Raw genomic sequence first — 12,795 nt, forward strand, 5'->3', positions numbered from 1 at the left:
GAACCTCAGTTCCTTCCCGACTCGATGACGGAGAGGAGCTGCGCGACCTCGGGATACTCCTCGGCGTACCGGCCGACGACCGGCCGGGTGGCCTTGCGGAAGGCCTCGGTGTCGACGTCGTCGACGAACCGGACGCCCATCTCCTTCGCGTCGACGATCGACTGCTCGATGCTCTCCGCCCAGGCGACCTTCTGCCGCTCGGTCGAGGCGCGGGCGGCCTCGGTGAGCAGTTTCTCGTCGGCCGCGTCGAGCCGGTCCCACGTCTCCGTGCCGATCACGAGGATGTCCGGGATCCAGGTGTGCTCGGTCATCGAGAAGACCTTGGACACCTCGCCGTGCGCGCTCTCCGTCAGCACCGTCTCGTTGCTCTCGGCACCGTCGATCAGGCCGGTCTGCAGCGAGGTGTAGGTGTCGCCGAAGGCCATCACGACCGGTGCCGCTCCCAGCGCGCCGACGAAGTCTGTCTGGGACCGCATGTCCTGCACTCGGGTCTTCAGCCCCCGCAGATCCTCCGGCTTCCGCACCGGCGTGCCCCGCGTGTAGAACGAGCGCGCGCCCGAGCTGTAGTACGTGAGGCCGAGGAATCCCTTGTCGGCGGTCGAGCGGAAGTGATCCGCCATCTCCGGGGAGTCCATCACCTCGTAGAACTCCCGCTCGGAGTTGAAGATGTAGGGCAGGCCGAAGGTGTGATATCCGGGGTCGTAGGTCGCCAGCCCCGGCGCGCTGACACGCGTCATGTCGACGATGCCCTCGTGGAGCTGACCGAGCACGTCCGGTTCGTCGCCCAGCTGGCCGTTGCCGTAGATCTTCACCACGATCCGGCCGCCACTGCGCCGCTCGACGTCCTCCGCGAACGAGTCGAGCGCCTGGGAGGTGACGTGGTCGTCGCCGAGGTTGTTAGCCAGGGTCAGCACCAGCGGGTTCTCCGGTGTCGCCTCGGCACTCGTCCGCGCACCCGACGCGGGCGCGCACGCGCCCACGGCCGCGACGAGGATCAGGGCGACAATGCCGCTGATCAGTCGGTTCCTCATGCGTGCCTTCCTCACATGCCGATCATGTCGACGGGCTCGAACGAGATGTCGACGGTGAGATCACCGCCGGGGTCGGGGGTCTTGATCAACACCGATCCGAGTCCGATGTCGTAGTGCCAGCCCGCGTCGGCGGCATCGAACCGGCCACGATGCAGGTACTGCGGGAGGCGCTGGCCGTCGAGGTCGACCCGGTGCGGACACTGCCCGGGCCGAACGACGTCGAACAGCAGCCGCTGGACGGAGCTGCGGTACTCGCCGCGCCGGGACAGCTGAAGCTGCACCCGCTCCCCTGCGCTCATGCGGACCTGCGTCTCGCGGAACTCGCCGTGTTCGTGAGCCCGGGTGAGACCGTCGTCCTCGTAGAGCGTGAAGCGGCCGTCCCGGTCAGGGACGCAGATCAGCCGCAGGTCCGTCACCTCGTCGCGGGTGAGACTGTCCACCCGGTTCTCCGCGAGCGGCACGATACCGCCGCCGCGCAGCAGCAACGGGATCGAGCCGAGGTCCACCGGCTTCGTCACGACCCCGCCACCCTCGTGGCGCTCGCGGGTCCAGAAGTCGTAGAACGTCTCTCCCGCGGGCAGGCGCACGGTGCGCGTGCGGGCTCCTTGCTCGAGCACGTTCGCGACGAGCAGCGAGTCGCCGAGCATGAAGTCCTCGAAGACCTCGTCGACGTCCGGATCGTGCTGAAAGGCGCTGACCAGTGGCTCCATGATCGGCTCAGCTGTGTCCGCCGCCCGTGCCGTGAGCGAGTACAGGTACGGCAGCAACCGGTAACGCAGCCGGATGGCGTCCCGGACGTAGTGCGTGTGGTCGGGGTACATCCACGGCTCGGTCACCGTGTTGTCGGAGTTGACCGAGTGGATCGAGAACCGCGGCTGGAACGCGCCGTGCTGCACCCAGCGAACCAACAGCTCCGGGTCCGGCGCGGGCCCGTGGAACCCGCCGATGTCACAGCCGTGGTGGGGGAAGCCGGACAGGCCCATCCCGAGGATCGTGGCGACGTTGTGCCGCAACGACTCCCACGAGGTGGAGTTGTCGCCCGCCCAGCTCTGGGCGTAGCGCTGGATGCCGGCGTGACCGGAACGGCACACGATGTAGGGGCGGGCGTCCGGAGCCGTCTCGGCCACGGCGTCGCGGGTCACGTGGCACATGAGGTTCGACATGACGCTGCGCAGCCTGCCGATCGTCGCGCCTGCGCCCTCGAAGTCCACCCGGGAATCGGTGTCGACGATGCCGTCGTACTCGCAGTTGTCGTTCCACACCGACGTGGTGCCCTTGGCGAGCACCGCCTCGGTGAGCCATCGCCGCCACGCCTCCCGTGCGGCGGGCTTGGTGAAGTCGACGAACCGACCGGGCCCGCCCCACCAGGCGCCGACCGCCGGCCCCTCGCCGTGGGCCGCGGCCGCATCGGCGCTGCGGGCGACGAAGACGTCCTCGCCTCGGAACTGCTCAAGGTCGGGGTGGACGTCGAGGACAGCGGGCTTGACGTTCGGCGACACCGTGATGCCGCGCTCGGCCATCGCGGCGAAGAAGCCCTCCGGGTCGGGGAACCGGCGCTCGTTCCACGTGAAGACACACCGCTTCGGCCCGGCCTCGGTGTCCTGGGTGGTGTAGCCGGACGAGAGCTGGAAGCCGTCGACGGGAATGCCCTCTTCCCTGGCGACGTCGATGAAATCGGTGATCGCCGTGTCGCTGTCGGAGTCCACTTCGGAGTAGTACATCGACGAGGCCAGGTAGCCCAGCGCGTACTTGGGCAGCAACGGCGGCCTGCCGGTCAGCATCGTGTAGCGCCGCACCACGTCCCGCATGCCGGGGCCGGCGATCAGGAAGAGGTCGATGTCGCCGCCGTCGGCACGGTAACGGCTGTGCGGGGGCCAGTAATTGCTCCGCTGCCTGCCGAGATCGAACTCGCAGTCGTGGGTGTTGTGGTAGAAGTACCCGACCGCTTTCCGGTTCTCCCGGTTCAGCTTGAGATAGAACGGGATGTGCTTGTACAGCGGGTCGGTTTCGCGCGGGTCGTAACCGAGCGCGTCCTTCGGGCTCATCGTGATGAGCTTCTGCGCCTTGTTCAACGGGCCCGTGGTCTCACCGAAACCGTAGAACGCGTCGCCCGCGGAGATCTCGCTCGTGTGGCTGCGGCGGCCGTTCCCGTCGGCCAGATACCCCAGGCCGACGACATCGGAATGCAGCAACGTGCCCTCGTGGTCGTGGACGCGGATCCGGAACGGTTCCTTCTCGATGTCCACCCGCAGGTTCCCGCCGGTCATCCGGACGAGGTCGCCGAGGTCGTCGAGCTCGAACGACGACGGACTCACCCGGGTGCGCTCGGCACCGAAGAACTCGTCGAGCCGGTCCGGCCACGCCGTCGTCGTGAGCGTGTACGACTCCTCGGCGAAGTCGCCGTCGAAACCGGCGCGAATACGCAGAATGCCGTCGGCCACGATGACGAGCCGGATCTCGACACCGTCGGTGTGGATCCTGACCTGGTCATCGGCCCGCTGCACTCGCTCGACTCGTGATGTGACACGCACGGGAACTTCTCTCGATCCGACGAATTGCTTACTGTCCGGGAGACGACGCCTGCACCTGTTCCGACGCGGAAACGACGGGGTGCGGGCGCGACTCACCAATCATGAACGGTTCCGTCCCTGAGCCGGTTCACCGGCAGGTACGCCCGCTCGTACGGGTACTGCGCGGCCAGCTCCTCGTCGACGTGGATACCGAGGCCGGGCTCCTCACCGGGCCGCAGACCGCCGCCGGCGAACTCGTACGTCGGACCGAAGACCTCCCTGGTCTGTTCACTGTGGACCATGTACTCCTGGATGCCGAAGTTGTGCAGTGCCAGGCCGAGGTGCACCGCGGCGGCCAGTCCGACCGGCGAGACATCCGTCGGGCCGTGCATACCGGACTTGACCTGGTACATCGCCGCGTAGTCCATGATCCGGCGCACGCTCGTGATACCGCCCGCGTGCGTGACCGGTGAGCGCACGTAGTCGATGAGCTGCTCGCGGATCAGGTGCTGGTAGTCCCAGACGGAGTTGAACACCTCGCCGATCGCCAGCGGCGTCGTGGTGTGGTGGCGCACCCAGCGCAGCGCCTCCTGATTCTCGGCGGGTGTGACGTCCTCGAGCCAGAACAGGTCGTAGGGCTCCAGCGACTTGCCGAGCTTGGCGGCCTGGATCGGGGTCAGCCGGTGGTGCGCGTCGTGCAGCAGCGCGATGTCCTCGCCGAACTCGCCGCGGACCGCCTCGAACACCGACGGCACGTGCCGCAGATAGGCGCGGGTGTCCCAGGTCTCCTCGGCGGGCAGCGCCGAGCGGCGGGCCGGCTCGTAGTCGTACCGGCTGTCGCTGCCGGCACCGCCGACCGAGGCGGCCGCACTGGAGGCGACGCCGTACACCGAGTCCAGGCCCGGCACTCCGGTCTGGATGCGGATCGCGCGGAATCCCTCGTCGAGGTGCTTGCGGATCGAGTCGAACAGCTCGGGGATGTCCTTGCCGCTGGCGTGCCCGTAGACCAGGCACCGCTCCCGGCTGGCCCCGCCGAGCAGCTGGTACAGCGGCAGCCCGGCGACCTTGGCCTTGATGTCCCACAGCGCGGTGTCCACGGCGGCGATGGCTGCCATCGTCACCGGGCCGCGCCGCCAGTACGCGCCCCGATACAGGTACTGCCAGGTGTCCTCGATGGCGTGCGCGTCGCGCCCGGCCAGCAGCGGCACGACGTGGTCGGTGAGATAGGCGGCCACGGCCAGTTCCCGGCCGTTCAGCGTGCCGTCGCCGTAGCCGACCACCCCGTCATCCGTGGTGATCTTGAGCGTGACGAAGTTGCGCCCAGGGCTGGTGACGATGACATCCGCGCGCTCGATGAGCACTGGTCCTCCTTGACTCCATACGACGAGTGGCCGCCGGGCCCGCCGTGCGCACACGGCCGGCGAGCGTGACCGGGGGCTCGCGATCGGTTCAACGTAAGAGCGACCCCGTAGACTGACAATCAGTTGCCATTTGTTGCCGCCAGGCTCGACCGTCGCGGAGGTACCAGCAGTGACCGCGCCCAGGCCGACGATCTACGACGTGGCCCGGCACTGCGGGGTCGCGGCGTCGACCGTGTCCCGCACCTTCTCCCACCCCAGTCGGGTCAACCCCGCCACCCGCGAGAAGGTGCAGGCCGCCGCCGACGAGATCGGCTACGTGCCGCGCCCCCTCGCCCGCGCGGAGGCGCCAGGACGGGCGCGGACGATGACGCTGGTCGTCACCGACATCGCCAACCCGTACTACGCACCGCTGATCAAGGCCGCCCAGGCCCAGGCACTGGCGGGCGACTACACGCTCGCCCTGACCGACAGCGACGAGTCACCCCGGGTCGAGGTCAGCAACCTGCGGCAACTGCTGGCGACCACCAGCGGCGCGATCCTGGCCACTTCGCGACTGTCCGACGACGTCATCCGACAGCTCGCCCAGCACCGCCCGCTCGCGATCGTCAACCGCGAGATCGACGGCATCCCCAGCCTCGTCGTCGACACCGCGGGCGGCATGCGCAAAGCCGTCCGCCACCTGGCCGCCATCGGTCATCGCCGCATCGCGTACCTGTCCGGTCCGCGCAACTCGTGGATCAACGGTGCGCGCTGGCAGGCACTGCGCGAGGAGTCGGCCACGCTCGGCCTGGACGCGGCGTTCCTCGGGCCCCACCCGCCGAACCGGCAGGGCGGTCACGAAGCCGCCGACGCGCTGATGCTGCACCGCGCCACTGCAGCGATCGCCTACAACGACATGATCGCGATCGGCACCCTGCAACGGCTGCAGGCCGCCGGGGTCAACGTGCCCACGGATTTCAGCCTCGTCGGATGCGACGACATCTTCGGCGCCGACCTCACCGTGCCCGCACTGACCACGATCTCCGGGCCGACCGAACGGCTCGGCAGAGCTGCCGTGGACGTCCTGCACGCACAGCTCGCCCACCACACCAAGCCGGAGTCGACGCAGTTCGACGCACACCTCGTGACCCGTGGGTCCACCGCTCCCCCGCCGGCCGACGACACGGCCCGGTGACACGGCGCCACTCGAGGACACGGCGCCACTCGAGGACACGGCGCCACTCGACGACACGCGCCATCGCGGACACGGCACCGACGCCACTCGCTGACATGCGGCCCGGTGACACGGCGCCCGTGACGGCGTGAGCTCACGATGACAACTGACGGCAACAAGTTGCATGTGCTGCGCGCGGCGGCGAGGCTGCCCGCATGCACGGCGGCACGGCAGACACTTCCGCATCCGAATCAGGTCCGGCACCCCGGTCCGGCCACGCGCCCCGGAATCTGGGCTCGGCGACCGCGCCACGCGACGTCTCACGCGGTGGGCGGACGCCGCTGGCTCCACATCCGGACCGGCTGCTGCCGCCGGAGCCCGCGCAGCGCGCCATCGCACGACGGCTCTACGAGCGCGTCCGCGACCTGCCGGTGATCAGCCCGCACGGCCACATCGAGGCCCGCCTGCTCGCCGAGAACGAGGCGTTCACCGACCCGGCGTCGCTGCTGGTCACCCCGGACCACTACGTGACGCGGCTGCTGCACGCCCACGGCGTGACCATGAACCAGGTCGGCCTGCGCGACCGCGACGGAGCCGAGCAGGCCGCACCGCGCGAGGTGTGGCGGGCCTTCTGCGAACACTGGCAGCTGTTCCTGGGCACCGCGTCACGGCAGTGGCTGGAGGCGCAGCTGCACGACGTGCTCGGGGTGACGGTGCAGCCCTCGGCCGAGACTGCCGATGAGCTCTTCGACGAGCTCACCGAGCGGCTGAGCCTGCCCGAGTTCCGGCCGCGTGCGCTGTACGACGCGTTCGCCATCGAAGCGCTGGCCACCACCGACGATCCGGCCGACGACCTGGCCCACCACCGCGCCCTGGCCGAGGATCCGACGTGGTCCGGCCGCGTGGTGCCCACCTTCCGCCCCGACCGCTACCTCGATGCGACCAAACCGGACTGGCCGGCAGCGCTCGATGCTCTCGCCGCCGCGAGCGGCGTCGACACCGGCGACTACGACGGCCTCGTCCGGGCACTCGAGAATCGCAGGGAGTACTTCCGCGCCCACGGCGCCACGGCCACCGATCACAGCGCACCCGACGCCCGTACGGCGTTCCTCGACGCCGACGAGGCGCAGCGGCTGTTCCACCGCGTCCGCTCCGGCACCGGGAGCGACGACGACGCCCGGTTGCTGTCCCAGCAGCTGCTCGGCGAGATGGCGCGGATGTCCAGTGAGGACGGCATGGTCATGGCGCTGCACACCGGCAGCAGGCGTAACCACCACCCGGAGACGTTGCGCCGCTTCGGGCCCGACACCGGCCACGACATCCCGCTCCAGGCCGAGTTCACGCGGGCGCTGCAGCCGATGCTGGAGCGGTTCGGCACGAACCCTCGGTTCCAGACGGTCGTGTTCACCCTCGACGAGACCGTCTTCTCCCGCGAACTCGCACCGCTGGCCGGGTTCTACCCTTCGGTGTATCTCGGCGCGCCGTGGTGGTTCCTCGACGCTCCCCGCGCGATGCACCGGTTCCGCGACGCGGTCACCGAGACGGCCGGGTTCTACCGCAACGCCGGGTTCATCGACGACACCCGCGGGTTCTGCTCCATCCCGGCCCGCCACGACACCGCCCGCCGGGTCGACGCCGCCCACCTGTCCGGTCTGGTCGCCGAGCATCTGATCGGTGAGGACGACGCCGCGCAGGTGATACACGACCTCCACGACCGCCAGCCCCGCGCCGCGTTCCGACTCTGATGCCGACGCCGAACCCGGTTTCGACGCCGACGCCCCGGCTCACGCGCGCCTCCGCCGGTGCGCGCCCGCCGGCCCCGGTCCGCGCCGTCCACCTGGGACTGGGCGCCTTCCACCGGGCCCATCAGGCCGTGTACACGATGGCCGACCCGGACTGGGGTGTCGCGGCGTACACGTTCCGCAACGCCGAGCTGCCGCGCAGGCTCACCGAGCAGGACGGGCTGTACACGCTGCAGGTGCGCGGCGACGGGGAGCCCCAGACCCGGATCGTCGATTCGATCAGCCGTGCCCACCCCGGCGGCGACACCGACCGGTGGCTCGCCGACCTGGCCTCGCCCGACGTCGCACTGCTGACGCTGACGATCACCGAGGCCGGCTACCGGGCCGCCGGCAACGATGACGGGAGTGCGATCGGCCGGGTGCTTGCCGGGCTGCGTGGCCGTCACCGTGCGGGCGGCGCCCCGATCGCGCTCGTCCCCTGCGACAACCTGCCCGGCAACGGGAGCGTACTGCGGGACGCGGTGCGCAACGCCGCCGAGGGCGAGGACTCCGGTTTCCGCTGCTGGCTCGAGGACCACGTGTCGTTCGTCGACACCGTCGTCGACCGCATCACCCCCGCCACCACAGCGGACGACGCCGTCACAGCGGCGCGGCTGACCGGGTTCGACGACCACGCCCCCGTGGTGACCGAGCCGTTCAGCGAGTGGTTGCTGGCCGGGGAGTTCCCCGCCGGCAGGCCCGCGTGGGAGAACGCGGGAGCCCGGTTCGTCGGCGACCTGGCCGCGTACGAACAGCGGAAACTGTGGTTCCTCAACGGTGCGCACACGCTGCTGGCCTACACCGGCCCCGCGCTGGGCTGCGCCACCGTCGACGAGGCCGTGCGGCATCCCGTACTGGCCGCACTGACCGAATCGTGGTGGGACACCGCGGCACGGCACGCGTCGCTGCCCGCCGAGGACCTGGTCGACTACCGGGAGCGGCTGCTGCGGCGATTCTCCTCCCGCGGCATCCGCCATCATCTGCTGCACATCGCCGTGGGTGGCTCGCAGAAAATCCCCGCTCGGATCCTGCCGGTGCTGCGCGCCGAACGGTCGCGGCAGCGGCTGCCGGAACCGGCGATCGCGGCACTGGCCGGGTGGCTGATCCACCTGCGGGACCGGGAGGTCGCCGACCCGCGCGCCGACGAACTCGTCGCCCTGGCCCGGGCCGATGACGGTGCCCGGCGGGTCCTGTCGGCCATCGACACCGACCTGGCCGACGACCGCGAGTTGGTCTCCGCCGTCGACGACTACGTCGATCACCTGCACCACTCTGTCCGCTGAAACCCGTGATTCCCACTGCAACCCGTGAGGTCACTGGAACCCGTGACGCCGGCCGGAACCCGTGAGGTCGCGCGGAACGCCGTGCCTCACACCTGGTGCACAGCCGGGAACCGGACGTCCGCCAGTTCCTCGGAAACACTCCAGATTCGCCGGGCATGATCGGCGTTGCGCAGGCGCGAGTACAGCCTCTGCTCCGCAGGCGGACCGGCGAAGTGGTTGAAGCAACTACCGCTCGCGCACCGGCTCGGCAGACCTCAGCCGGTGACCACCGACAGCCAGGCGCGCACCGCCGGCGACCTGGCGAACCTGGTCGCCGGCGGCCTGCTCGGCGAGCACCCGCACTGACATCACCGTGACTGCAGCGCGTCCAGTGCGACGGCCATGCTGGCGGCCACCCGGAAGTCGATGCGGGGGTCGGGCACGGTGACGGTGTACTTGTCGCGGATCGCGACACCCTTCTGACTGGTCATCACCGGCTGTCCGGTCTCGTTGTCGGCGAAGTCGAAGTGGAACAGGAACGGCACCCAGACATCGCCGAGGTACGGGATCACCGTCCAGATCCGGCGGAGAACGGCGATGAACTTGCTGCGCTCCTGACCCTTCGCGGAGTAGCCCGGACCGTACAGCTGCCACGTCGAACGCAGCAGGCTCTTGCCGAACTCCTTGTTGAACCCGCCGAGCGCCCGTCCGTGCTCGTCGTACACGTCGTGTTCGGCGTGCACGTCGAGTTTCTGCCTGGCCTTGAACGAGAACACCTGGCGGCTGCGCGTCTCGTCCGAGTAGAAAATGATCTCCTCGCGCAGCTTCATCCGCTTCTGCTGCGCGAACGCGATCAGCTCACCTTCGCCGCCGTCCTGGCCGACGCCGCGGATCTCGTAGCGATTGACCATCATGGTGATCCGCTGGCGGACGAAGAACTTCGGCAGGTGCATGGGTGCAGTCACGCGGCGAGTATGGCACGGCTGTGCCAGCGTGGCCGCGCATTCGGTGACCGCACGGCCGCACCGACCCGCGACGACGGAACAACGCCGATCGGCCGAGCAACACTACGCCGTGTGCTCTAATCCTGCGATGAACGACAGCGAGACGCGTGCGGATCCGGCCGGGACGCCGTGGCGACGCTGGCCGATCGTCGCCGCGGTGAGCGCGATCGTGGCCGTCGGCGTCTACGTGGCCGCGGTACAGACCGCGCTCGGGCAGACGTTGGAGAACGCGGCCCTGCGCGGTGCCGACGAAGTCGGTGCGCAGGAACAGGCGGCCGCAGACAACGCCCTCGACGAGATCACGATGTACTCGCTGGCCGCCGCCGTTGCCGTCGTGGCATTGATCGGCCTGCTGCGCCGCCGCCTCGACCTGGCGATCGCGGGGGTGGGCGTGATCGTGGCGGGACAGGTCGTCACGCAGGCCCTGAAGCGCTACATCCTGCCGCGTCCGGAGCTGGTCGAGGTGACGGGTCCGTACGTCGACAACAGCCTGCCGAGCGGTCACACCACGATCGCGATGACGGTGCTGTTCGCCGTGCTGATCGTCGTGCCCTACCGGTGGCGCGGGGTGGCGCTGTTCCTGGTGCTGTCGTGGGCCGTGGGAATCGGCGCCTACACCGTCACCGCCAAATGGCACCGGCTCTCCGACACTCTCGCCGCCGATGCGATCGCACTGGCCGTGGCCTGCCTCGTGTCGTGGTGGCTCGTCCGGCGCGGCGCGGTGCGCCGCCACGACGGCCCCCGGCGGATCCCGCGCGTGGTGCTCGTGGCGTGCACCGCCCTGTTCGGGGTGCTGCTGCTGGGCATGGGCGTGTTCCTGATCGCCGTGCCGCTGGCCCGGGAGGGCCTCGACGCGACCGTGCAGGAGAACGCGTGGGTCGTCTACCTGTCGGCGCACTCGCTCGCCTCGTTCGGCTCCGTCGCCGCGGCGCTGGCGTTCCTCGCGACCTGGCGGAGACAGGAGATCCCGTAGCCGGCGCTCTCACTGCGCCGACCTCGGCCTGCGGCATGACCGTTGCCGCAGGCGACGGGGAAGGCGGCACCGAGCTCGCCCGCGGTCGCATCCCGGCGCCGTCGATCTCACTACCGAAGCCCTCGCTGTAGCCGCCGGTCTCGGAGGACGAGCCGGCGTCGTTCTCGGATTCCGCCGACTCGGCGGAATCCGCCTCCGCGTCCTCGGTCTCCGCGTCCTCGGTCTCCGCGTCCTCGGTCTCCGCGTCCTCGGTCTCGGCGTTCTCGGTCTCGCCCGTCGCCACGATTCGTTCGAGGGGCATGTCTTTCCGTAGACGACCAGGAACCGTCGCCGTCAACCGGCCCGTGGTGACCACCGAGGACCAGGAGTGCACCCCGGCCGATCCGACCGGCCCGACGAACCCGCGGCTCCGGAAGCGTCCCGCTGGCGTCGAGCCGAACGGTGCCGTCCCTGCACCCGGCCGCGGTTCCCGTTCGGGCCCGGACCTGCTCGGTAGTGCTACGGCGCCACGACCGGAGCCTCACCAGCATCTATGCCCGAGCGGCATATAACCGGCTCGACACGCATTTCACAACACAGGCAGGGCCACCTAGCGTCGGCGCCGCGGCCGCGATCCGAGTCCGCCTCCCCGACCGCTCACCACGGCCTGATCTACCCGCCGGCCGCCGCTCCCGAAAGGACAGTTTCGTGCTCACCGACCTCGGCATCAGCCTTCCCGTCCTCGCCGCCCCCATGGCGGGCGGCCCGACCGCGCCGAACCTCGTCGCCGCAGCCGGGCATGCGGGATCGATGGGATTCCTCGCAGGCGGCTACAAGACACCGGCGGCGCTGGCCGAGCAGATCGCCGCCGTCCGCGGTGACGGAGTGCCGTTCGGCGTCAACCTCTTCGCACCCAATCCCGTTCCGGCGTCCGAAGAGGACTATCGCGCGTATCGTGACACGCTCCTGTCCGAGGCCGACCGCTACGGCGTGCACCTTCCGGACACTCCCGTCGAGGACGACGACCACTGGGCGGCCAAGATCGACCTGTTGCTCGCCGATCCGGTACCGGTCGTGTCGCTGACCTTCGGCCTGCCACACGGCGACGTCGTCGCCGCCTTGCGCGCGGCCGGGAGCATGGTGGTGCAGACCGTGACTTCGGCGCCCGAGGCACGACTCGCCGAGGAGGCCGGGGTGGACGCCCTCATCGTCCAGTCCTCGGCCGCAGGCGGCCATTCCGGCACGTTCACCCCGACGCGGACGCCACCCGAGGTTCCGTTGCCGCGCCTGCTCCGGGACGTTCGTGCCGACACCCGCCTTCCGCTGATCGGCGCAGGAGGAATCAGCCGGCCCGCCGACGTCGCCGCCGCGGTCGGCGCCGGCGCCGAGGCGGTCACCGTCGGCACCTCGCTGCTGCGTACCCATGAGAGCGGAACGTCCGCGCCGCACAAGGCCGCACTGGTCGATCCCGACTTCGACGCGACCGTCGTCACCCGCGCCTTCACCGGGCGCCCCGCACGGGCGCTGCGGAACCGCTTCACGGATCGGTACGAGCCGATCGCCCCCTGCGCCTATCCCGCCGTGCACCACCTCACCAGCCCGCTGCGTAAGGCCGCCTCCAGCGCCAGCGACACCGGGCTGATCCATCTCTGGGCAGGAACCGGACACCGCGACGCTCGGGAGGAGCCGGTCGCCGACACCCTGGCCCGCCTGGCTGGTGAGAGCTGACCGCGAGTCGGGT

10 protein-coding genes are annotated in these 12,795 nt (G+C 70.1%); 6 read left to right on the forward strand and 4 right to left on the reverse strand.

The window, feature by feature from the left end:
• Positions 1–5 precede the first annotated feature (5 nt).
• The 3 genes from FB384_RS03085 to manD all read right to left on the reverse strand — a co-directional run bounded on the left by FB384_RS03085 (position 6) and on the right by manD (position 4,902).
• Complete coding sequence (locus FB384_RS03085) at positions 6–1,031, reverse strand: TRAP transporter substrate-binding protein (protein ID WP_183778968.1); 1,026 nt, start codon at positions 1,029–1,031, stop codon at positions 6–8.
• A gap of 11 nt (positions 1,032–1,042) precedes the next feature.
• On the reverse strand, positions 1,043–3,535 hold the full coding sequence (locus FB384_RS03090) for a glycoside hydrolase family 31 protein (RefSeq protein ID WP_183784870.1): 2,493 nt from the start codon (positions 3,533–3,535) through the stop codon (positions 1,043–1,045).
• Positions 3,536–3,654: 119 nt separating this feature from the next.
• Complete coding sequence (gene manD / locus FB384_RS03095) at positions 3,655–4,902, reverse strand: D-mannonate dehydratase ManD (protein ID WP_183778970.1); 1,248 nt, start codon at positions 4,900–4,902, stop codon at positions 3,655–3,657.
• A 169-nt stretch (positions 4,903–5,071) separates the two neighbouring features.
• Here manD and FB384_RS03100 point away from each other — a divergent pair, with 169 nt between their 5' ends.
• The 4 genes from FB384_RS03100 to FB384_RS03115 all read left to right on the forward strand — a co-directional run bounded on the left by FB384_RS03100 (position 5,072) and on the right by FB384_RS03115 (position 9,464).
• Complete coding sequence (locus tag FB384_RS03100) at positions 5,072–6,076, forward strand: LacI family DNA-binding transcriptional regulator (protein WP_183778972.1); 1,005 nt, start codon at positions 5,072–5,074, stop codon at positions 6,074–6,076.
• Positions 6,077–6,270: 194 nt separating this feature from the next.
• Positions 6,271–7,800: a glucuronate isomerase gene (gene uxaC, locus FB384_RS03105; protein WP_183778974.1), complete on the forward strand. Its 1,530-nt coding sequence runs from the start codon at positions 6,271–6,273 to the stop codon at positions 7,798–7,800.
• Complete coding sequence (locus FB384_RS03110) at positions 7,800–9,119, forward strand: mannitol dehydrogenase family protein (RefSeq protein WP_183778976.1); 1,320 nt, start codon at positions 7,800–7,802, stop codon at positions 9,117–9,119. The genes uxaC and FB384_RS03110 overlap by 1 nt, the downstream gene beginning before the upstream one ends.
• Positions 9,120–9,284: 165 nt before the next feature.
• Positions 9,285–9,464, forward strand: coding sequence for a hypothetical protein (locus FB384_RS03115; protein WP_183778978.1), 180 nt, complete (start codon positions 9,285–9,287; stop codon positions 9,462–9,464).
• 2 nt (positions 9,465–9,466) lie between these two features.
• Here FB384_RS03115 and FB384_RS03120 read toward each other — a convergent pair whose 3' ends face one another.
• Positions 9,467–10,063, reverse strand: coding sequence for an LURP-one-related/scramblase family protein (locus tag FB384_RS03120; protein ID WP_258937247.1), 597 nt, complete (start codon positions 10,061–10,063; stop codon positions 9,467–9,469).
• Between the two features lie 127 nt (positions 10,064–10,190).
• Between FB384_RS03120 and FB384_RS03125 the strand changes: the two genes are divergently transcribed.
• Both FB384_RS03125 and FB384_RS03130 read left to right on the forward strand, forming a co-directional pair.
• Positions 10,191–11,075: a phosphatase PAP2 family protein gene (locus FB384_RS03125; protein ID WP_183778980.1), complete on the forward strand. Its 885-nt coding sequence runs from the start codon at positions 10,191–10,193 to the stop codon at positions 11,073–11,075.
• Positions 11,076–11,762: 687 nt separating this feature from the next.
• Positions 11,763–12,782 carry a nitronate monooxygenase gene (locus FB384_RS03130; RefSeq protein WP_323985108.1) on the forward strand — a complete coding sequence of 340 codons (1,020 nt, stop codon included), beginning with the start codon at positions 11,763–11,765 and terminating at the stop codon, positions 12,780–12,782.
• The last annotated feature ends 13 nt before the right edge of the window (positions 12,783–12,795 follow it).

Source organism: Prauserella sediminis, assembly GCF_014195435.1.
Lineage (GTDB): Bacteria > Actinomycetota > Actinomycetes > Mycobacteriales > Pseudonocardiaceae > Prauserella > Prauserella salsuginis.